The 25,920-nt window shown below is 51.9% G+C and carries 1 protein-coding gene; it reads right to left on the minus strand.

Annotated features, from left to right (window positions below; all coding sequences use genetic code 11):
- Window positions 1–47: 47 nt before the first annotated feature.
- Window positions 48–25,811, minus strand: a complete 25,764-nt coding sequence (locus MJ595_RS00860; protein ID WP_263080644.1) for a hypothetical protein — start codon at window positions 25,809–25,811, stop codon at window positions 48–50.
- Window positions 25,812–25,920 lie beyond the last annotated feature (109 nt).

Raw genomic sequence — 25,920 nt, forward strand, 5'->3', positions numbered from 1 at the left:
GTGCCGACTGTATTCCGTTACAGAAGATTTCTGCGAGTGAATCCAGACTACAGGAAATTCACTGTTATCGTATTGGTGCCATCCGAGTAAACATGCTGGTTCGGATCAGTGGTATCCAGGGTGGTATAATCAGTCACGGTTACAGAATCGGTTCCGCCATTATCCACATCAATGGTTAAACTGTTGGCCCCGGAAATATCATCCGTATCATTGATGGATATATTAATGGTATCGGCATTGCCTCCGGTAAAATCAATCTTTTCCATATTATCAATCAGGTCTTTATAGGAAGAGAGGTTATAGGTCACCCCGTCCCCCAGCTGGAGGGTATCCCCTGTGGCGGTGTTGGTTCCACCATCAATCACCGTGGCACTGTCCTGCAGGGCGGCCAGGTTAACACTGAGCACATCATCCCCGGCGCCTCCTAACAGCTGATCCTTGGCAAAACCGGTGAGGGTATCATTGCCACCCTCACCATTAAGGATATCCACCACCGTATCAATGCCACCATGCAGGGTATCGCCATCATCACCGCCATTTAGGGTATCAGCACCAGCCCCGCCATTTAGGGTGTCAGTTCCCCTGCCACTGCTCAGCACGTTATTGCCACTGTCACCGGTCAGGGTATCGTTGCCATGGTCTGTGGTGACGTTTTCGAAGCCCTTCACCCTGTCAGTGCCCGTTACCATGCCGCCCCCATAACTCTTATTGACGGTAATATAACCCTCACCATCCACTGTCGAGGAAAGGTCTACCACTATATCATCGGGCGTATCTCCCGGATCCGTCACATTACCCACCATATCCAGGGTATCGCCCGCTGCGGTATTGTTCCCCCCATCCAGGGTGTCATTACCAAAGCCACCATGGATCACATCATCACCGGCATTGCCTTCGAGGATGTCGTTATCCTGGTTGCCATTCAGGGTGTCATTATCGTTACCACCAGACAGGGTATCTGCCCCCATTCCCCCAAAAATGGTATCGTCACCACCCCGACCGTCAATGATATTATTGGCAGTCGTTCCGTTAAAACCGTGACTACCCTGCAGAAGGTCGGCATGGTCACTGCCCCGGATATTTTCAATAAGGGACAGGGTATCCATTGCACCACCACCATCAGTTCCAAACCCGGCACTCAGGTTAACAGTGACCCCACTTGAGTCCTGGCTGTAATCAACGGTATCACCACGGGTTTCATGGTTTGAGCCACCATCCAGAATATCAGCACCGGCACCGCCGCTGAGGGTATCATCCCCTTCTCCACCCTGCAGGTGATTGACACCGCTATTCCCTGTCAGGGTATCCTGGCCACCGGCACCGTCAGTGCCCACAACATGATCAATATCCCTGAGGATATCGGTGCCTCCGCTTTTCGTGGCAGAGCCGTCATTGGCAGTTTCGGCCAGGGTGACAGTGACGCCGCCGGTTATGGTGCTGTAGTTAACGGTGTCAGTATCAGCAGCGTCACCGCCATCCAGGGTATCATCGCCGGCAGTGGCAAAAAGAATATCATCACCCTCAGCTCCATTAATCCAGTTATCGCCACTATCGCCGGTTAATGTGTCCCCAAAATCACTGCCGTGGATATTCTCGATATTGATCAGGGTATCCGTACCCTCGCCGGAACCACTGCCAGACCCGGCATCAAGATCAACGGTAACCCCACCGCTTCCTGCGGTACTGTAATCCACCATATCGCCATTATCGTCGTCGCCGCCGTCCAGGGTATCATTGCCTCCACCGCCCCTCAGGGTATCATCACCCGAGTTACCCTCAAGACGGTTAACACCGCTATCGCCAATAATAGTGTCAGAGGAGAAACTGCCCATAACATGCTCAATGCCATAGAGCTGGTCATTACCATCCCCGACTGCACTGTTGGCGGCAAGGTTCTCACCGGTGGTGGTGGTAACCACAGATCCGGATAAATTCACTTTTACGGCAGCGCCATTGTAGAACCAGGCAGTATCATCATTTCCGCCGGTATCACCGGCATCACCGCCATAAAGAATATCGTCACTGGAACCACCTTCCAGGGTATCTGCTCCCGCATTGCCAAAGAGGGTATCATTGCCAAAAGCACCGGATAAATAATCACTGCCGCCGTTACCCGTCAGGATGTTCCTGGCGCCATTACCGGTAATCACATCAGCCAGGCCACCGCCGGTCACATGTTCAATACCGTTAATGTTGCCGCTGCTGTCAGAGGTGTTGTAGCCATCCTGGCTGGCTTCCCGGGTGCTGAGATTCACGTTAATGGCATGGGTGGCAGTGCTTATATCCAGCAGGTCATCAGCGCCACTGCCGCCATTAATGACATCATTGCCCTTGCCACCATTAAGGGTATCCGTATCGTCACCGCCATTCAGGGAGTCATCGCCGTCACCGCCACTGATCACATCATTACCATCATTACCTTCCAGGGTGTTGGCGCTGCCATCACCGGTTAAGGTATCGTTGCCATCACCGGTCCGGGCACTCTCAATACCAGACAAGGTATCAGTATCACCATTGCCATCAGTGGCGGTCTGTTGGGCAAGGGAAAGATTAACAACCACATTGCCAGCATCGTCACTATAATCGACGGTATCGTTATCCCCGGCATGTTCTCCGCCATCCAGGGAGTCATTGCCCGTACCACCGATCAATATATCATTGCCTGCCCCACCCTCCAGGATATCCGCACCGGCAGCACCCGACAGCACATCATCATTGCCATTTCCCACCAGATGATTAACATTGCTATCACCGGTAAGGCTGTCAGCGGCGCTACCACCCGATATATTCTCAATATTGGTGAGAGTGTCGTTAGTACCTGTACCGTCTTCGGCATTAGTGCCAACAAGGTCACTGAGATCAGCATTCACACTGCCAGCCGAACTGGAATAATCAGCCCAGTCACTGCTTCCCGAGCCACCATCCAGGGAGTCATTGCCAGCCCCCCCTTCCAGGGTATCCTCGCCCGCATCACCATTGAGGGTATCGTTATCATTGCCACCTATCAGGGTGTCAGAGTCATTACCGCCATTAAGCACATCAATGCCATCCCCCCCTTCCAGGGTGTCATTGCCCGCATCACCATTCAGCGTATCGGCTTCTCCCTGACCTCGAAGAATATCGTTGCCTGAACCACCGGAAAGGGTGTCGCCATCATCGCCCCCTTCCAGGGTGTCATTGTTATTACCGCCCTCAAGGACATCCACACCGGCATGACCAAACAACTGGTCATCACCGTCATCACCTTTCAGCAGGTCATTATTTTCATTACCCTCCAGAATGTCGCCATCAGCCCCACCTTCCAGGGTGTCATTACCAATACCGCCCACCAGGGAGTCACTACCGGCATCACCATAAAGGCTGTCATTGCCATCATTGCCCAAAAGGGTGTCGTTATTGTCGTTGCCGTGGAAGATATCCACACCGGTATTACCGGTCAGGACATTCACACTGGCATTACCGGTAACTGTCCCCCCATTGACGCCCAGGGTTACATTTTCAATACCACTGATACTGCTGTCGCTGGAACCATAGCCGTCGTTACTGGCACTTCCCGCGGAGAGATTGATATCAACAGCCTGGGTGATACCGGCATCCGTCAGTAGCAGGGTATCGATACCGCCACCGCCATCAAGGGTGTCATCGCCAGCTCCCCCATCGAGAATATCATTATTGTTTTCACCCCAAAGGGTATCGTTCTCGGTACCACCAAGGAGGGTATCGTTGTTATTGCCCCCTTTAATAAAGTCATCCCCCTGGCCACCGGTTAGCAGATCATCATTACCATTACCCTCAAGGGTATCCGCATCACTGCCCCCATCCATGGTATCGTTGCCAGAACCACCCACCAGGCTGTCCTGTCCTCCATTACCATTGATAATATCTATGCCATTCCAGCCTTCCAGGCGATTGTTATCGCTATTACCGATCAATGTATCGTTATTGGCCGTTCCGATAATATTTTCTATACCCACCAGGGTATCCTGTCCTCCCTGGCCGTCGTTGCTGACCTGGTTAACTGACAGGGTCATATCAACGGTTATGGCACTACTGCCATCATAATCTACGGTGTCACCACCGGCATCATTAGCCCCACCATCCAGTACGTCATTACCACTGCCACCCACCAGGCGATCATCCCCGGCATCACCATAGAGTGTGTCGTTGCCGGCCTCTCCCCTGATGGTATCTATATCTTCACCGCCATAAAGGGTGTCACCGCCTTCACCACCATCAATGGAGTCACTCCCCCCGTCGCCGTAAATGGTATCAATGCCCAAACCGCCATCTATGAAATCCACGGCACCGTTGCCCCGGATCAGGTCAGCACCATTGCCACCATCAATAACATTGGTGGCATCATTACCATTCAGTGTGTCGCCATGACTACTGCCTGTAATGTCTTCAATGCCCAAAAGGGTGTCGGTATCCACACCATCAGTGGCTGAACCATTGCCTAAAGCCCCTAATGTCACCGTGATACCACTGCCATGGCTTGAATAGTCCACACGGTCACCGGTACCGGAGCTGCTGCCACCAATCAGGGTATCTGAACCACCACCGCCGTATAAAATATCAGCCCCATTGTTTCCATCCAGGGTGTTAACCTCTGCCGTACCGGTAATCCTGTCATTGCCTGCCCCTCCAAATACAGATTCAAAGTTGGCAATAGTGTCCGTTCCCCGCCCCACATCAACCACAGTGGATGCATTTAAATCAATGGTTAAGTGACTACCGGCATTGGTGACATCAGAGTAATCAAGAACATCGTTATCACCGGCATGTTCACCCCCATCAAGGGTGTCACTGCCATCTCCCCCCTGGAGGACATCGTCGTCTTCATTACCACTGAGGGTATCATCACCACCCCGTCCTTCCAGGGTATCGTTACCGATGCCTCCTCCGTATACATTATTCTGGTCATCACCAATAATATGATCGTCACCTTCCCCCAGAATAAAGTTCTCAATACTGATCAGGGTATCGGTATTACCCACCCCAAGCACCACATTGAACGATTCGCCACCGCCGGAGCGATCAATGGTCAACTGCCCGGTAAATGTACTGAAGTCAACGGAGTCATTACCATCCCCGCCATTCAGGATGTCGTTGCCATCCCCTCCCTCAAAGAAGTCATCACCTCCCCCACCCAGCAGGGTATCATCACCACCATTACCGATAAGGGTATCCGCTTTATTACCAGCGCCACCGTCAAGCTGGTTATTGTTATTATCCCCGGCAATGGTATCGCCCTCACTGGAACCAATAACATTTTCAATGCCAAAGAGCCTGTCCGTAGCACCGTCACCATCATTATTGGCCCGGGTATTTAACAGATCCACATTCACAGCTCCGGCGGCACTGCTATAGTCCACCGTATCCACAGTACCTGCATGGTTCCCGCCCACCAGCGTATCAACACCACCAGCGCCGTATAACGTATCATCGCCATCACCGCCACTGAGACTATTACCCGCGGCATCACCACGAATAGAGTCTGCCTGGCTGGTACCAATCACTCGTTCAATATCAATAACATCATCACGGTTTCCAAAACCGTCATTGGTGGCTTCTTCATTGGCAAGGTCAATAGTCAGCGAGCCTGTGGCGCCACTATAGTCCGCCACATCACTGTTACTGGTATCTGTGGTGACATTGCCGCCCCTTAATACATCGGCACCATCGCCTCCCTTCAGGGTATCCGCGCCATCGCCACCCATCAGGATATTCACCAGATCATTACCTATCAGAGTATCGCCAGAGCCACTACCGGTGAGGTTTTCTATCTCGATTAAGGTGTCTACGTCGGAGGTCGCCTGATCGGTGACAGAGCCACTGCCACCACCGCCATCCGTCAGTGTCGCCACAACACGGCTGCTGTGGCCGGTATAGTCAGCGGTATCAGTGCCGTTATCACCCTCCAGGGTATCGGCACCGGCACCACCCAGCAAGGTGTCATCGTTTTCACCCCCCAGCAAGGTGTCAGCTGCGCCGCCGCCACTTAAGATATCATTGCCATTATTTCCGGTAAGCACATTAACCTGGTTATCACCAATGAGGGTATCGTTGTTGGAACCCCCGGTAATATTCTCGATATCCGTGAGGGAATCCTGCCCCCCCTGACCATCATTATTCACCGCCTGATTAACAAGATTAATAATCACACTTGAAGACTGGGCACTATAGTCGGCAGTGTCAGTATGTGCGCCCCCCTGTAAATTATCCGCCCCGGCCCCGCCAATCAGGGTATCGTTCTGGTCACCTCCTCTCAGTATATCCGCGTGATTGCCGCCATTGAGGGTGTCAGCACCATCCCCCCCTTCCAGAGTATCGGCCCCATCAAGGCCCCTGAGATTATCAGTATCATCGCCCCCCAGGAGGGTATTGGCAGAATCATTTCCCGTAAGGGTGTCTTTATGGTTACCACCCACCAGATTTTCTATGGATATTAATCTGTCAGTGCCGCCTAAAGTATCGTTAACGGTTACTGTTCCAGCAGAAAGGTCAATAGACAGGTCATTGGTGGCATTACTGTAATTTGCGGTATCACTGCCGCCATTGCCATTAAGGGTATCACTGCCGCTGCCACCAGCGAGCGTGTCATTGCCACTACCGCCATCCAGGGTATTATTTTGATTATCGCCAGTTAACGTGTCGTTGTTGGAACCCCCCGTAACATTCTCTATATCAACCAACCGGTCCCGTCCGCCATGACCATCGTTATTATTGGTATCATTCGCAAGATTAATAACCACACTGTTAGACTGGTAGCTATAGCTGGCAGTATCCCCACCACTGCCTTCAGCATCGCCATCCAGGGTATCATCACCGGCCATACCCACCAGGGTATCGTCACCGCTGCCGCCATCAAGGCTATTGACTTCATCATTACCGGTAATACTATCGTCTTGGCCAGTACCTATAATGTTTTCTATATCTTTAAGGGTATCCGAGCCAGGCAGACTGTTAAGGTTGGAAAAACCGGTGTCAAAACCACTGTCATTATCCAGATCCACGGTGAGTCCGCTGCCCGTCACGCCACTGTAGTCCACCGTATCTGACTCGCTGCCACCATCAATGGAGTCATTCCCCTCGCCTTCTATGAAGTAATCATTGCCCGCATTACCATACAGGGAGTCATTGCCAGCGCCGCCAGTAATGGTATCGGCCGCCTCATTACCCTCAATTTTGTTAGCACCGCTATCACCAGTTAGAGTGTCACTCTGCTGTCCGCCCCTCAGGTTTTCAATGCCGCTAAAGGTATCGGTGCTGACACCGTTCTCCTTTGCTGTATTGGAAGCCAGGCTGGCTTCAATGGTAACCGTAGCACCACTGTAGTCTGCCGTATCCCCTGTTCCTCCTGCCCCATCGAGATAATCAGCGCCATCGCCACCGCGCAGGGTATCGTCGGCCTCGCCACCATAAAGAGAGTCCGCCCCACCAGCCCCGTCCAGAATATCCTCTCCATGATTACCATAGAGCAGGTTATCTTCACCATCCGCTGTTATCTGGTCATTGCCCGCCCCTCCACGAATAACCTCAATACCGCTTAAGGTATCAACGCCACCCAGGCCATCCTGGTTAAGGGCCTGATTACCGAGGTTAATAACAATGCTTTGTGCGCTGGAATTGGAAGAGTAATCCGCCGTATCAAGATCGGTGGCATCACCACCATCAAGGCTGTCATTACCGGCACCACCGATCAGGGTATCATCTCCTGTACCACCCACCAGGGTATTAACCGCCGCACTGCCGGTGAGGGTATCGCCTTCGCCGGAACCCACCACATTTTCTATATTTCGCAGGATGTCCGTATCACCACCGGAAACGGCTGAACCATCAGCCCCCTGAACCAGCGTAACAGTGACTGACTGGCCGGCACCCAGATTGCTGTAATCAACCGTATCAACGGACACCTGATCACCACCATCAATAGTGTCATTACCGGCACCTTCAATAAACCAGTCGGAGAGCAGCCCCCCATTAAGTGTGTCGTTACCCGCACCACCGGTCAGGGTATCTGTACCACTATTGCCGTTTAGTAGGTTGGCGGCATTGGTACCCGTGAGCTGATCATTACCGGAACCGGAATCCACCGCCTCAAAACCGCTGATTGAATCGATATCGGATGCCCCGGCATTAACCTGACTGCTGTTCAGGTCAATCACTAAATTGGCGGTGTAATCATGGTAATCAAGGGTGTCAAAACCGGCGCCACCAGAAAGGTCATCATTACCGGCACCCCCACTGATGGTGTCGTCATTGGCATCACCGGCAATGGTATCGGCATCTGCACCACCGTATAAGGTATCGTTATGGCTGCCGCCATACAGGGTGTCGGCTCCCCCTTCCCCGCGAATCAGGTCATCATCATCAAGGCCTTCAATCACATTGACATTATTGTCACCCGTCAGGGTATCATCGTGGCTACTGCCCCTGATATCTTCAATACCTATCAAAGTGTCATTGCCTGCACCACCGGAGGCTGACTGCATCGATAGATTAACAATTACTTTATCCGGGGCATCATCGTACTCAACCCGGTCAGCCCCGGCACCGTCTCCCCCCACCAGGGAGTCATCACCCAGCCCGCCATTCAGGGCATCACTGCCATCACGCCCCTCAAGGGTATTTGCCCCGGAATTGCCTTTCAGGGTATCCCCCTGATTGCTGCCAATAATATTTTCTATGCCTTCAAAGGTATCCCGGCCACTATCGCCATCGCTGGTTGCCTCCCCTTCACCACTGGCACCGCCCACCAGGCTGGCATTAACACTTCCCGAGACACTGCTGTAGTCCACCGTATCATTACCACTATTACCCCTTAGTGTGTCATTACCGGCATTACCGGTCAGGGTATCGTCATTATCCCCGCCTTCCAGAATATCGGCCCCGGCCCCACCCTGAAGGCTATCATTGCCCGCTTCCCCTTTAAGCAGATCATTGGCATCACCACCATCCAGGCTATCACTGCCGGAACCCCCTTCCAGTGTATCCGCACTGCCGCCGCCAGACAGGGTGTCATCGCCGCCTAAGCCCTGGAGAAGGTTGGTTGAACCATCGCCGGTCAGCGTGTCAGCATAGCCACTACTGCCCGTAATATTTTCTATGGATTCCAGCTCATCCGTTGCGCCATCACCATCATTGGATGCCTGATTACTGCCAAGGGTCAGGTTAACGGTCACACTCCCACCGGCACTGGTATAGTCAGCCGTGTCAGTGCCATTGCCACCTTTTAAGGTGTCAGTGCCTGCCCCGCCAATCAGTACATCATTCTGGTTTTCACCTTCCAGAGTATCATTGCCACCCAAGCCAATCAGACGATCATTGCCGTCTCTTCCCTGAATAACATTAACTTCATTACTACCCGTCAGCGTGTCACCACCAGAATGGTCACTGCCTATCAGGTTTTCAATATCAATCAGGTCATCGGAGCCACCATCACCGTCTATGGCAGCGCTCTGGGAAGACAGGTCGGCAGTGACAGAGCCTGCCGCATTTTCATAATTAGCGGTATCAACATCAGAACCGGCACTACCAACAAGGCGGTCGTTTCCACCCCGACCCTCGAGAATATCGTTACCGGTATTACCGGTCAGTGTATTATTTTCATTATCGCCAGACAGGGTGTCATCACCGCTTCCGCCCACAAGATTTTCAATCTCAGTGAGAGTATCCCGATTACCCTGGCCATCATTATTAAGATTCTGGTTCAATAGGTTGATGGTGACCGCCGTTGTTTCGGCACTATAGTCAGCGGTGTCACCATGGGTTTCAGCGGTGCTGCCCCCATCCAGGGTATCCACACCGGCTCCCCCCGTGAGCGTGTCATCACCCTCTTCGCCAAACAGGCGGTCAATGCCACCATTACCTTGCAGGGTATCACCCTGTAGCCCGCCATAAATGGCATTGTTATTATTGTCACCGGTCAGTGTGTCAATGAAATCACTGCCCCGAAGGTTCTCGATACTGATTAACCGGTCAGTGGCATCACCACTCACCACAGCCTGTGGTGTAGCACTAGAAAGGTCGGCATGGACAGCTCCGGAAGCATCACGGTAGTCAGCGGTATCACCGGTTCCATTTTCAGCACCACCATCCAGGGTGTCAGCACCTGTTCCTCCACGCAGCACATCGTCGCCATTACCGCCCAATAGTGAATCATTACCACCCTGGCCGATAATCAGGTCATTGTCGTTTTCACCCTCCAGAATATTACCGGCCAAATCACCAGTGAGGGTATCAGCCAACTGACTGCCCTTAAGGTTTTCAATATCATTGAGGATATCCGTATCAACGGTGCCATCCGTTACCGAACCGGTTTCCAGACTGGCAACAATAGACCGGCCATGATTACTGTAATCAACGGTATCCCCTGAACTTTCAGCGCCTTCCCCCCCCTCAAAGGTATCACTGCCTAGGCCACCCACCAGATTATCGTCACCATCATTACCGAAAATCCGGTCATTGCCACCATTGCCAAAGAGGGTATCTGCCCCGCCATTACCAATGAGGGTATTGATATTGTCATCACCGGTTATGATGTCGGCCTGATGACTTCCCGCAATATTTTCAATACTGATCAGGGCATCGGTTTCTGACCCTCCGATCGTGGCAGAGTCTGAAGTGCCCGATATATCGGCCACAACACTGCCACTGGCCAGGCTATAGTCTGCGGTATCCTCATTACCTCCACCATTCAGGGTGTCATTGCCGGTGCCGCCATCCAGGGTATCGTTACCACTCTCCCCTTCGAGGGTATCATTACCCCCATCACCAAACAGGGTATCGCCATTATTACCCCCTTGCAGGGTATCCCCTTCTCCGCCACCATGAAGGGTATCCTGACCATCCTTGCCCTGCAGGATATTTATTGCACCATCACCAACAATGCTGTCATTACCACTTCCCCCAATAACATTCTCGATGCCGGTTAACGTGTCAGTTCCGCCGGAGCCACCGGTACTCTGGGACGTGATGAGGTCAGTAATAATGCCATTGGTTTCACTGCCATAATCAACGGTATCAATCCCTTGACCACCATCTAACTGGTCAGAGCCGGAACCACCCAATAGAGTATCCGCATCATCCCCCCCTTCAAGAATGTCATCATTGGCTCCACCGGAGAGAATATCGTTACCATCGTCGCCTCTTAAGGTGTCAGCTCCCTGATCACCATTAATGACATCTTGGTGATTTCCCCCCTCGAGGGTATCGCCACCGGCTCCACCGGAGAGGGTATCCGTTCCCTCACCGCCCAGCAGGACATTGGTCTGGCCATCACCGGAGAGGGTATCCCCGAAATTACTGCCGGTGATATGTTCGATATTGATCAAAATATCAGTGGCATCACCCGTCACGGAAACGGTATCGGTTGATCCGGACAGATCGGCCACAATTAATCCGGAAGCCAGGCTATAGTCCGCGGTATCGCCGTAGCTACCATTAGTCCCGCCATCCAGGGTATCAGCTCCGCCAAGACCGGCCAGGGTATCATCCTGCTGCCCACCCTCAAGGGTATTAACCCCTGATGTACCGGTTATGGTGTCCCTGAAATTACTGCCTTTAACATTCTCAACACGGGTTATATTATCTATTGATCCACTGCCGTCTGTAGCATGATTTGAAACGGCAGACAGATCCACAATAACGCCGATGCCATCACTATTGGCATCACCATCGGTGGAGTAATCAACGGTATCAACCCCGGAGCCATCGCCACCATCAATACTGTCTGCACCGATGCCGCCTACCAGATTATCGGAACCATCCCCCCCTTCCAGGCTATCACTGCCACTACCACCCACCAGAACATCGTCGCCCATCAACCCTTTGATAATATTGTTATTACTGTCGCCGGTAAGGGAGTCATGACCATTGGCATTATTACTGCCTGTGAGATTCTCAATACCAATCAGGTCATCCTGGCCGGAGTCTCCGTCATTGATGGCTTTATTGATGGAAAGGTCAGCTGTTACCGCATTCGCTGCCAGGGTGTAATCAGCCGTGTCGCCAATGCCCGTGGTGGCCTGGTCATCTGCTCCACCTTCCAGCCGGTCATCCCCTGCCCGGCCACTGAGGGTATCATCGCTGGCATTCCCTATCAGGGTATTATCATTGCCATCACCGGTGATGGAGTCTGCGTGGGCACTGCCTTCAATATGGTCAATATCAAAAAACTGATCCTGACCACCATCACCATCATCAGTGGCCTGGCCTGCGGTCAGGTTGGCAACAATGCCACCAGCGGCAGCGCCATAATCAACGGTATTGGTATCAGCACCATCCGAACCACCCCTGAAAATATCATCGCCCTGCCCACCAGAGAAGGTATCACTGCCTCCCATACCAAACAGCTCGTTGTCGTATTGACTGCCAATCAGACTATCATTACCGTCACTGCCGATAACATTTTCAATGCCAATAAGTTTGTCATTACCCCCAAACCCATCCTGAGCCTCACCGGTCACCAGGTTGACAATGACGTTCAGGTCACTGGAACTGTAATCAACCGTATCGGTATCCTGGTCAACGCCATTGTCGCCAATCAGAGTATCATCTCCCCGGCCACCAATAAGGGTATCATTGCCTGCACTGCCATCCAGGGTATTGACATTATTATCACCGGTTAACTGATCGTTATTGCTGCCCCCGGTAATATTTTCAATACTGATCAGCCGGTCACTGCTACCTGTTCCATCCTGGGTCGCTTCCGGTGTTGCCGCTGACAAGTCAGCAATAACAACGCCGCTTTCATCGCTGTAGTCGGCGGTATCAGAACCTCCGGTGGTACCTCCATCCAGAGTATCACTGCCCGTCCCTCCCTTGAGAACATCGGCACCCTCCTGCCCCTGCAAGGTATCATTCTGGCCACCGCCAATCAGGCTATCAGCCCCATCGCCTCCCTGAAGCAGGTTGACGCCGTCATTACCGGTAACGGTGTCTCCATACTGGCTACCGATAACATTCTCAATACTTCTCAACGTATCTGTCTGCCCCCAGCCATCGGTAGCCGTAGCCGGTGTGGCGCCATTTTCAACAGAGAGGTCAACAACAACACCATTGCTATCCTGGCTGTAATCAGCGGTATCAACGCCACTACTGCCACCGTCCAGGGTATCTGCACCATCACCCCCACGTAAGGTGTCATTTCCGGATTCTCCCAGAAGATTATCAGCGCCCCCTTCACCGGATAGAAAGTCAGCCTCCTGCCCCCCCCGCAACTCATTGGCATTACCATCCCCTGTAAGAGAGTCAGCCTGGTTACTGCCAATCACATTTTCAATACTGATCAAGGAGTCCTGGGCACCACTGCCGTCGGTTGATATTCCCCCCAGGTTAATATTGACTGCGCCACTGTCCTGGCTGTAGTCCGCCGTATCTTCTTCTGTTCCACCATCAAGGACATCCGCCCCCAACCCACCACGGAGGGTATCATCCCCCCCATTTCCCATCAGGTCATTGGCAACATTACTGCCATAAAGGGTGTCGTCTGCACCGCCACCAAAAACATTCTCGATGCTATCCAGATTCTCGGTGATGGAACCCTCAATAGCCTTGCCATCATGGCCATTATCGCCATTGGCCAGGTCAACGGTGACTGACGTTGTTGTAAGGTAGCGATAGTCTGCCGTGTCCTCACCAGAGCCACCATTCAGATAGTCCTGGCCAGCCCCACCTGACAGCACATCACTGCCTTCATTACCATTTAGCGTATCGCTCCCGGCCCGGCCATCCAGGTTATCATTATCCTGCCCACCGCTGATGGTCTGATTAGTGCTATCGCCCCTGATGGTGTCCTGTCCGGAACCACCAATAAAAACCTCAATTCCCGAGACCGTATCCTGACCACCCTCACCATCGTTATTAACAGACTGATCTTCAAGGTCAACGGTGATGTTACCGGATACACCGTCATAGGTCAGGGTATCGTTATTGGCATCATCGCCACCAATAATGGTGTCGTTACCAGCCCCGCCCTTAAAGGTATCAGCGCCGAATCCACCATTAAGGGTATTACCCTCTGCATCACCGGTGAGACTGTCACCAAAGTTACTGCCGATGACATGCTCTATCCCCTCAAGGGTATCGATGTCTGATGTGGAATCCGTTGCTTCCCCAGAGCCTGAGCCGGTATTAAGAGTTACAGTTATTGAACGACCATGGTTGCTATAATCAACCGTATCCCCAAGGGGTTCATTTCCCTCGCCGCCACGCAGTAAATCACTGCCGTCACCACCGCGAAGGGTATCGTCCTGATCCCCACCCTCGAGGGTATCGTCACCGCCGCCCCCTGATAAGGTGTCATTGCCACCCTCACCTCTCAGGATATTAACGACACCGTCACCACTGATTTCATCGCCAAATCCACCGCCAATAATATTCTCGATACTTTCCAGGGTGTCTGTAGCATCACTAACCACAACGGCCTGGGGGTTAGCCGCATTCAGGTCAACCGTGAGTTTTCCTACAGCCCCGCTATAGTCAGCGGTATCGAAGTCAGGACTGCCGGTATCTGTTCCCCCTCTGATAACATCGGCTCCCAGCCCACCCTGAAGGGTATCACTGCCCTCACCACCATCCAGGGTATCGGCTCCCTCACCACCGATCAGGGTATCAGAACCTGCCTGCCCCTCAAGGGTGTCATTGCCTCCGTTGCCAGTCAGTGTATCTGCAAGGGCACCGCCTCTTAAGAGGTTATTATCGTTGTTACCGGTCAGGGTATTTTGCTGGCTTCCCCCCCAGATATTTTCAATACTGATCAGGTCATCTGAAGCCTCTCCCGCTATGTTTCCTTTGGGATTTGCAATAGACAGGTCAACATTAATTGCCTTATTGACAGCGGAATAATCCACCGTATCTCCCATTGTTTCTGATGCTGTACCACCATCCAGGGTATCCGCTCCCTCACCACCCACAAGCACATCATCGCCGCCATTACCACTCAGGGTATTGGCGGAACCATCACCAATAAGGGTATCGCCCTGGGCGCTGCCAGAAATATTTTCAATAGAAGACAGAGTATCGGTAAGAACACCATTTTCAGTGGCTCGATTGACTGTCAAATCAACCGTTACTGAAGTGCTGTTATCAGAGTAATCGGCGGTATCCTGACCTATGCCCCCGGCAAGGCTATCTGTGCCAGCCCCCCCATTGAGGATATCATTACCGCCATCACCGGTCAGGGTATCGTTATTGTCATTACCCTTGAGAATATCATTATCATTGCCGCCGGATAGCGTGTTAACCTCCGCATCCCCCGTCAAGGTGTCAGCGTGGATAGTGCCAATAATATTCTCAATATCAATCAGGGTATCAGTGAAGACGGCTCCCTCTTTCACCTGGTTGGAACCGGCGGAAAGATCAACCTCAACACCCGCACTATTGCCGCTGTAACTGACGGTATCACCCGCAACCGAGTTAGTCCCTCCGTCCAATGTGTCAGCACCGGTGGTGGCTCCTGAACCACCGGATAAAACATCATCACCGGCATTACCGGTTAGGACATTATCGCTACTGTTGCCAGTCAGGCTGTCATTTCCGGCACCGGCTGTGACATTCTCAATATTGATCAGAGTGTCAGTATCACCAAATTGATCGGTGGCGGTGCTGCCTCCCAAATCAATCGTCAGATGTTCAGTGGCAGTTGCCGCACTGTAATCTGCGGTATCGCCATTGCTGCCATGGGTTCCGCCATCCAGGGTATCATCCCCTTCGCCACCCGCCAGGACATCATCCTCACCCATGCCCTGAAGCTCGTTATCAAACTGATCACCGGTAATGCTGTCAGTGTCGTTAGTACCAATGACATGTTCGATTTGCTGAAGCACATCACTGCCACCCGCGCTATCGGTAGCCGTTCCACTGGCAAGGTTTACCGTGATGCCGCTGGCGCCATCAATAAAGTCAACGGTATCACTATCCCCTCCACCTACCAGGGTATCGTTACCACTACCGCCCGTAAGCAAATCATTACCATCACCGCCGCTTAAGGTATTGCCAACAGTCAGGTCATTTCGTCCAATAAGGGTATCGTCACCGTCGCCGCCAACCAGGTTCTCAATATCGGTAAAGCTATCTATGCCCCCGGCACCATCATTGCCCGTTCCGGTCTGGAGGTTCGCAGTCACATCGGCCAGGGTGCCCTCATAGCTGGCCGTATCAAGGCCATTTCCACCCTCAAAGCTATCGTTGCCAGTGCCGCCTATCAGGGTGTCCGCACCATCGCCTCCCTGAAGGATATCATCTCCCCCGCCACCACTAAGGGTATCCGCACCATCAGAACCCCCACTTAAAATATTACCCTGACCATCACCGGTAATATCATCGCCAAACTGGCTTCCTGTTACATTTTCAATATTTTGCAGGGTATCAATATCACCGGTGCCGTCAGTGGCATCGCCATTGACCAGATTAACGGTGATGGCATTGGCATGGTCACTGTAGTCAACAGTATCCCCTGAGGCTTCAGCGCCTTCACCGCCATCCAGGGTATCACTGCCACTCCCCCCGCGAAGGGTATCGTCATGATTCCCCCCCTCAAGGGTGTCATTCCCTCCGACCCCTGAAAGGGTATCGCTACCGGATTCACCTTTCAGGACATTCACAAGACTGTTGCCGCTTAGTTCATCAGCGTGGCCACTGCCGGTAATATTCTCAATACTTTCCAGCGTATCAGTGGCATCCCCGGCAACCACTGCCTGAGGATTAGCGGCAGAAAGGTCAACGGTGACGGCTCCGAAAGCGCCAGTGTAATCGGCGGTGTCGGCATCAGGACTGCCCGTGTCAATTCCACCTCTGAGGATATCTGCACCAAGCCCCCCTTGCAGAATATCGCTTCCTTCTCCGCCATCCAGGATATCATCGCCACCATCACCGGAAAGCGTATCAACACCCGCCATGCCCTCAAGGGTATCAGCAGCCAATCCACCTGAAATAGTGTCAACACCTGCACCACCCCGCAGGATATTTTCGAGACTGTTACCCGTCAGCGTGTTGCCATGATCCCCCCCCCGGATGTTTTCTATGCTGACCAGCACATCCGGGGATTCCCCTGATATCTGGGCGCTGGTTGTAACGCCAGCAGAGAGGTCAATCTCTAACGAACCACTAATGCCGGTATAATCTACGGTATCACCAATACTCTCGCCGGTAGTTCCCCCATCCAGGCGATCGGCCTGACCATCGCCCCCCGCCAGGAGATCATCGCCTCCCCCGCCAATAAGGGTATTGGTTCCTGTGCCGCCAGATAGCGTATCCCCATGATCACTGCCAATGACATTTTCGATGCTACTCAGGGTATCCGTGGCAATATTATTTTCAAAAACCTGGTTGCTGCCCAGTGACAGGTCTACAGTAACCCCGGCGCTGTTGTTACTGTAATCCGCTGAATCACTACCGTCTCCACCCTCCAGGCTATCGGCCCCGGCCCCCCCTTCCAGGGTATCATTGTCTTCGCCTCCTCGAAGAATATCTGCCCCGCCATTTCCCCTCAGGACATCGTCGTTTTCTCCACCGGAAAGCTCATTAATCTGGTTATTACCTGTCAGAGTATCCTGCTGGTCAGTGCCAATTACATTTTCGATATCAACCAGCGTATCAGTATAAGTTGCGCCTTCCCTGACCTGGTTAGTACTGGCAGAAAGATCCACTTCAACAGCCACTGTGGTTTGGCTATAGTCTGCCGTATCTCCGGCAGCACCGTGGGTTCCGCCATACAGGGTATCAGCACCCGTGTTGGCTCCTGAACCACCGGATAAAACATCATCACCGGCATTACCGGTTAGGACATTATCGCTACTGTTGCCAGTCAGGCTGTCATTTCCGGCACCGGCTGTGACATTCTCAATATTGATCAGAGTGTCAGTATCACCAAATTGATCGGTGGCGGTGCTGCCTCCCAAATCAATCGTCAGATGTTCAGTGGCAGTTGCCGCACTGTAATCTGCGGTATCGCCATTGCTGCCATGGGTTCCGCCATCCAGGGTATCATCCCCTTCTCCACCCACCAGGACATCATCCTCTTCCATGCCCTGAAGCTTGTTAGCAAACTGATCACCGGTAATACTATCAGTGTCGTCAGTACCGATAACATGTTCGATTTGCTGAAGCACATCACTGCCACCCGCGCTATCGGTAGCCGTTCCACTGGCAAGGTTTACCGTGATGCCGTCGGCGCCATCAATAAAGTCAACGGTATCACTATCCCCTCCACCTACCAGGGTATCGTTACCACTACCGCCCGTAAGCAAATCATTGCCATCGCCGCCGCTTAAGGTATTGCCAACAGTCAGGTCATTTCGTCCAATAAGGGTATCGTCACCGTCGCCGCCAACCAGGTTCTCAATATTAGTAAAAGTATCTGTGCCACCAGTACCATCAGAACCAATACCCGTCTGGAGGTTCGCAGTCACATCGGCCAGGGTGCCCTCATAGCTGGCGGTATCAAGGCCATTCCCCCCCTCAAAGCTATCGTTGCCGGTGCCGCCTATCAGGGTGTCCGCACCATCGCCACCCTGAAGGATGTCATCCCCACCTTCTCCCCTAAGGATGTCTGCACCATCAGAACCACCACTTAAAATATTACCCTGGCCATCACCGGTAATATCATCGCCAAACTGGCTTCCTGTTACATTTTCAATATTTTGCAGGGTATCAATGTCACCGGTGCCATCACTGGCATTGCCATTGACCAGGTTAACGGTGATGGCATTGGCATGATCACTATAATCCGCAGTATCCCCTGAGGTTTCGGTACCTTCACCACCATCCAGGGTATCACTGCCACTCCCCCCCCGAAGGGTATCGTCATGATTTCCCCCCTCAAGGGTGTCATTCCCTCCGGCCCCTGAAAGGGTATCGCTACCGGATTCACCTTTCAGGACATTCACAAGACTGTTGCCGCTTATTTCATCATCGTGACCACTGCCGGTAATATTCTCAATGCTTACAAGGGTATCAGTGGTTATACCATTCTCTGTCACCTGGTTACTGGCCAAGGACAGGTCAACAGTCACTCCGGCAGTATTAATGCTATAGTCTGCGGTATCAGTCTCAGCACCGCCATCCAGGGTATCAGCACCATCACCGCCAACAAGGGTATCAGCACCTGCCATCCCCTCAAGGGTATCCTCAGCCCCACCCCCAGACAGGGTGTCACTCTCAGTACCACCCCGAAGAATATTTTTATCGTTATTGCCCGTCAGGGTATTGCCGTGATCACCGCCCCGGATATTTTCAATACTCACTAGCACATCAGAGAATTCCCCCGATATGTCGGCAGTGGTCGTGTCACCACCGGACAGATCAACCTCCAGCGCACCACTAGCACCTGTATAATCGGCTGTATCGCCAATGCTCTCGCCGGTTGTACCTCCATCCAGGGTATCGGATGCCATCCCTGCTCCACCGGCGAGGGTATCGTCTCCCTCCCCACCGGAGAGAGTATTGGTCATTCCATCACCGGACAGGATATCGGCAAAGTTACTGCCAATGACATTTTCGATACTACTCAGGGTGTCCGTGGCTGTATTATTTTCAAAAACCTGGTTGCTACCCAGTGACAGGTCAACGGTGACCCCGGCACTATTATTACTGTAATCCGCAGAGTCATTGCCATCGCCACCCTCCAGGCTATCAGCCCCGGCACCACCTTCCAGGGTATCATCGTCGTCACCTCCACGAAGAATATCTGCCCCACCATTCCCCTTCAGGACATCGTCGCTTTCCCCTCCTGAAAGCTCATTAGCCTGCCCGTCTCCTATCAGGGTGTCCTGCAGGTCAGTGCCAATCACATTTTCGATATCAACCAGCGTATCAGTATAAGTTGCGCCTTCCCTGACCTGGTTAGTACTGGCAGAAAGATCTACCTCAACAGCCACTGTGGTTTGGCTATAGTCTGCCGTATCTCCGGCAACACCATGGGTTCCGCCATCCAGGGTATCAGAACCCGTGGTGGAGCCTGAACCACCGGACAGGACATCATCACCGGCATTACCGGTTAGAACATTATCGCTGCTATTTCCGGTGAGACTGTCATCACCAGCACCGGCTGTGACATTTTCAATATTGATCAGGGTGTCAGTATCACCAAATTGATCAGTGGCTGTGCTCCCGCCCAAATCAATAGCCAGGTGTTCAGTGTCGGTTGCGGCACTGTAATCAGCAGTATCACCAGTGCTGCCATGGGTGCCGCCATCCAGGGTATCTGTCCCTTCGCCACCCACCAGGACATCATCACCTTCCATGCCCTTCAAGATATTTCTGTCAGCATCCCCGGTAATACTATCTCCGTCGTCTGTACCGGTAATATGCTCGATTTCCAGCAGCACATCATTATTGCCCTGACTATCCGTAGCCGTGCCATCGGCAAGGTTTGCCGTTATACCATTGGAGCCGGTATCACTGAAGTCAACGGTATCACCACCATTCGCTCCTTCCCCGCCTTCACCACCAATCAGGGTATCAGCACCGCCACCTCCGGTGAGGGTGTCATTACCATCAGCCCCATTAAGCACATTGCCTGCTACGGCATCGTCACCTATAAGGGTATCCCCGGCATTCCCCCCGGTTACATTTTCGATGGATGAAAAGGTATCAGTGCCACCGACACCATCACTTCCGGTAGCACCTGCAAGATTGACAGTAATGGCACTGCCACTGCCGGCATAGGTCACCGTATCTATATTATTGCCACCTTCAAAACGGTCGTTACCGGCTCCGCCATTCAGCAGGTCATTACCATCCCCGCCCTGCAAAGTGTCATTACCCACATGGCCACTCAGGGTGTCACTACCGCCTTCGCCAGAAAGGATATTGTCCACACTATTGCCGGTCAGGGTATCGCCGTAAGCAGAAGTTCCAGTCAGGTTTTCAATATTTCGAAGGGTATCGGTTTCACTATCCGAGGTATTGGTTACAACGCCGTCACTGCCATCAGCCAGGGTCCCTATAACAGCACGGCCATAGCCTTCAAAGATGGCGGTATCATTATCACCACCACCATCCAGTAGGTCATTACCTGCAGCACCATAAAGCGTATCATCACCATCACCGCCACTGAGGGTATTGGCTTCGGCATTGCCCCTGATAGTATCGTTCTCATCACTACCAGAGACATTTTCTATATTAAGCAGTGTGTCTGATGCGCCATCACCATCATCGGAGGCTGTTTCTATGGCAAGGTCAACGGTAATGCCATTGGCGGCATCCGAGTAATCGGCCACATCCCCTGTGCCAGCACCGCCATCCAGGGTATCATTGCCACCGGCACCATAAAGGGTGTCATCAGCATTGCCCGCCCCCCCATCAAGAATATTCTGGTTATTATCGCCACTGATAGTATCCTGCCCGGAACTACCAATAATATTTTCAATACCATATAAAAGATCCTGGCCACCATCACCGTCATCAATGGCATTATTTGTAGACAGGTCCACATCAACCCCGGCTGCGGCCTGATCATAGCTAACCGTATCACTGCCCTGGCTCGTTGGGGTGGTTCCTCCAGCTACTGTCTCACCATAAAAACGGTCATCCCCAGCACCACCTCGCAGTAAATCATCACCGGCATTGCCACTCAGGATATTATTGCCATTGTCGCCTACCAGGGTATCCCCGTTGCTCCCCCCCGTAACATTTTCAATATCAATTAAGACATCTTCACCAAAATCAATACCGTTGCTATTGGTCAGGGTGCCGGTTAAATCAATAACAACAACACCATTACTGTTTGAATAGTCTGCCGTATCACCCTGCGACTCTGAAGCTTCGCCACCATCCAGGGTATTGCTGCCGCCGCGGCCACGAAGAATATCGTCACCACCACCACCCTCCAGGGTATTACCCACTGCGGTACTGCCATAAAGAGTGTCACCCGCACTGCCGCCAATAATATTTTCAATGCTGATTAATGAGTCAGAGCCTGTAACAAGATTGGATGCGGTACCTGCATCAAGATCGGCTGTTACGGATGTTGAATTGGAGCTATAGCTGGCGATGTCACCATTGGTTTCCAAACCAGTGCCACCATTAAGAGTATCGTTACCACTGCCACCGGTGAGCGTATCGTCGCCATCTCCGCCCAAAAGGGTGTCGTCGTTACCACCACCACTTAAGCTATCATTCCCGGCATTACCGGTAAGAACATTAGCATCGGTGTTACCTGTAAGGGTGTCATTGCCAGTACCGGCCAGGATATTCTCTATCCCTGAAATGGTATCCTGGCTTCCTGTACCATCATTGGCAACGGTTCCCAGACCAAGGTCCACTTCCAGGTTAACGCCGGTGATAGCACTGTAATCCACGGTATCACCACGAATTTCGTCACCTTCCCCACCTCTCAGGTCATCCTGGCCAGCACCACCGCTTAGGGTGTCATCGCCTGAGCCACCATCAAGAATATCATTACCTGCTCCACCCAGTAAGCTGTCGGCACCACCATTACCTTCCAGTGAGTTATCATCAGTATTTCCTCCCCCTGAAACACTGATAAAGTCATCATGATCACTGCCTTTTATATTTTCAATATTGATCAGGGTGTCGGTATTGCCAAAGCCATCATTGGTAGCAATATTATTCCATAGCTGAATACTGACACCGTTACTTGCCCCGGTGTAATCCGCCGTATCCACTTCGCTGCCGGAACCGCCATCCAGGGTATCATCACCCGCCCCTCCCTTGAGGGTATCGCTGCCATCCCTGCCCTCAAGGTTATTAGCCGAGGCATTCCCTGTAATGGTATCCTGCCCGGATGTGCCAATAATATTTTCAATATTCCTCAGAACATCCTGTCCGCCATCACCGTCACTGGAAGCCTCTTCATTTTCCAGGTTGACCGCAATCGCTGCACCGGCACCACTGTAATCAGCCGTATCGCCGGCTACACCATGCCCTCCACCATCCAGGGTATCTTTCAGATTGCTGTCAGCAGGATCATTCCCCCCAACTGCGATTAGTGTATCGTCCCCTAAACCGCCATTAATAATATTGGCCTGGGCATTACCAGTAAGCGTATCTCCATGATTGCTACCCGTGACATTCTCAATACTTATCAGGATATCCTGGCCATCGGCCGTAATAACAGGGTTGGCAGTATCAGACAGGTTAACAGTAATGCCTGAACCCGCATCAGCATAACTGACCGTATCCCGACCATCCCCGCCATCAAGAATATTGGTGCCACCACCGCCACCCAGGGTATCATCTCCCCTTAGCCCCCGAATGGTGTTATCTGTGGTATCTCCAAGCAGTACATCTCCCTGAAGCTGCAAGTCTGTACCTTCCAGGTTTTCTATACCCTGAATGGTATCCCTGCCACCGGTGCCATCATCGGAGATAACCCCATCACTTAAGTCCACATTGACAGCACTACCGGTAATAGAGGCAAAGCTGACAAAATCAATACCACCCCCACCATCAATGGCATCATCTCCCTCACCGCCATCAAGGGTATCGTTTCCTGATCCTCCTTGCAGGTCATCATTGCCTGCCCCACCCCGGAGTAAATCTGCATTTTCCCCACCTAAAAGCGTATCATGCCCGGCATCACCATCTAGCGTGTCATTGCCGTCTAATCCTGACAGGACATTACCATTAATATCGCCTGTCAGAGTATCTGCAAACCGGGTTCCTGAAAGGTTTTCAATCCCGGAAATGGTATCTGTATTACCAAAGCCATCGGTAATCTGGGAATCCCCCAGATCGACATCAACCCCCGAAGAAAGCGAAGCATCTGCAAATTCAATAGTATCCGAGCCAACCCCACCATTAAGGATGTCACTTCCATCACCCGCTTTCAGGATATCATCGCCAAGACCTCCATCCAGAGTATCCCCTCCCAGGCCGCCATCAAGGGTATCTCCCCCCTCACCGCCGGTGAGAATATTATTCTGGCTATCTCCCGTCAGGGTATCTTCAAAATCCCCCCCCAGCACATTTTCTATATTTGTGATAGTGTCGGCTCCACCGGAACCATCGCTGGCTGTACTATCAATCAGGCTAACGGTAACAGAAGACAGGGCATCACTATAATCAACGGTATCCCCTGCTGACTCATTGCCTGTGCCACCATCAATCGTATCATCCCCAGCATTGCCACTGAGCATGTCATCCCCATCTCCACCCTGAAGCTGGTCATTGTCGTCTCCACCGACAAGGGTGTCGTTACCTGTCCCCCCATTGATAACGTCATCCCCGGCATTTCCACTGAGCGTGTCATTACCGCCCCTACCATCAAGGGCGTCATTTCCAGCCGCACCAGTGAGCACATTAATCGAGCCATCACCACTCAGGGTATCGTCAAACTGGCTGCCTGATACGTTTTCAATACTGATCAGGGTGTCTTCAAAACCAAAGCCGTCATCACTGGCTATACCCGCCTGAAGATCAACCACTACACCATGATCAGGCTCGATAACACTATCTGAAGCATTAGCGTCACTATAATCTGCGGTATCCCCTAAACTATGCTCACCCCCATCAAGGGTATCCACCCCGCTTCCACCATTGAGGATGTCATCGCCATCTCCTCCCGAAAGGGTGTCATCCCCAACCCCGGCGTAGATAATGTCATCTCCGGATCCGGTACTGATAACATCAGGGTTTTGGCGTAAATTAAAAACAAGTGCCTGTAAGCCATTTACTTCAAGGTCCAGATCCTCAAAATCTTGCGTATCCCGGACAATGGCAGGCACATTAAACGTGTTACTGGAACCATCCTTATAAGTAATGGTAAATGACAGGTCAAAAGTAGAGGTTTGCTGCTGACCGTTCAGCGGGTAGCTTACAATAAAGGAATCATCCGGAACCGTGATGTTGCCACTACCATCATCTGTTCCCTGGTGAACAGAAAAACCTGCCGGTAACCCTGATACCGTGATAGTGTCAATATCTGCCGAGTTCCCTACCCCCTCCAGGTTAACCTGCCGGCTGGTAATTTCAGAGTTAAAAAAATTGCTGTTATCTCCTGAAATTTCCAGGTCATTTGTGGATGAGGAAAAATCTATAACTTCATTTTCTGTTTGAAACTCAAAAGACGGGCTTAGGGCTGAATCCTCTGACCCTCCTCCCCCAATATATAAATTACTACTCTGGGTTGCTCCCACATTCGTTAAGGTGGCCTGAAACTCAATGTTGATTTCAGCATCTGTGGGACCAATATTTGGATTTTCTTCAACAATAACAGCGGAAGAGGATGAACTGGAAGAGTCCGTTGCCTCCAGGCTTTCACTAAACTCTCCCTCATTGGGATTTGGCTCCGCTGTCTGCTTTTTTAACTCATCCGCTTTCTTTGACAGCTTTTTGCTGCTTTTTGATTTTCCCTTGGAGTCGGCAGGCTCACTATAGGACTGTTCTTCCTGCTGCCCCTCAGCTGCATCACCTTCCTCTTCACTCTCTCCTTCGCCCTCCCCCTCGGACTCTGCCTTTGATTCAGGAAGCTTGAGTGCCAGACTTTCTGCTGCTTCTGACTCAACAAAGGTGGCATTAGAAATAAAGTCATCGCCACTGATGACCGTTCCATCTGCAAATTTAAACTCAAGGGGCTGCTCCGTGGCTGTCATTACCCCACCGAGTAGTAATGTAACCTCTACACCATTATCAAAGACAAGAACAAAGTCTGGCCCCCTAACCTCCAGCTCCACTTCGTCCGGGTTGAAATCAACAATATATTGAGTATTGGCAATAGCAGGCTTGATAAGTGATGCAGCAGCGCTTATTTTTTCAATATTCCGACTACTGGTTAACTCTGCTTTCTGACTTTCAACAGCCTCAGTTTGCCGGGCACTTTCACCTGTGCTGGAATCATCAGCCATGACTGATCCTTTGAAGAAGTTATACCTTAGTTTTCTTAAGATAAAATTCGATTAAAATTTACACTTCTCTCAAAACAACAGCCACTCCCGCCATCTAATAATAAATGAC

The organism is Endozoicomonas sp. Mp262, from assembly GCF_025643335.1.
Lineage (GTDB): Bacteria > Pseudomonadota > Gammaproteobacteria > Pseudomonadales > Endozoicomonadaceae > Endonucleibacter.

Excerpts from the sequence above, each read along its gene's own strand:
- MJ595_RS00860 (WP_263080644.1), bottom strand. The coding sequence starts at position 25,811 with ATGGCTGATGATTCCAGCACAGGTGAAAGTGCCCGGCAAACTGAGGCT.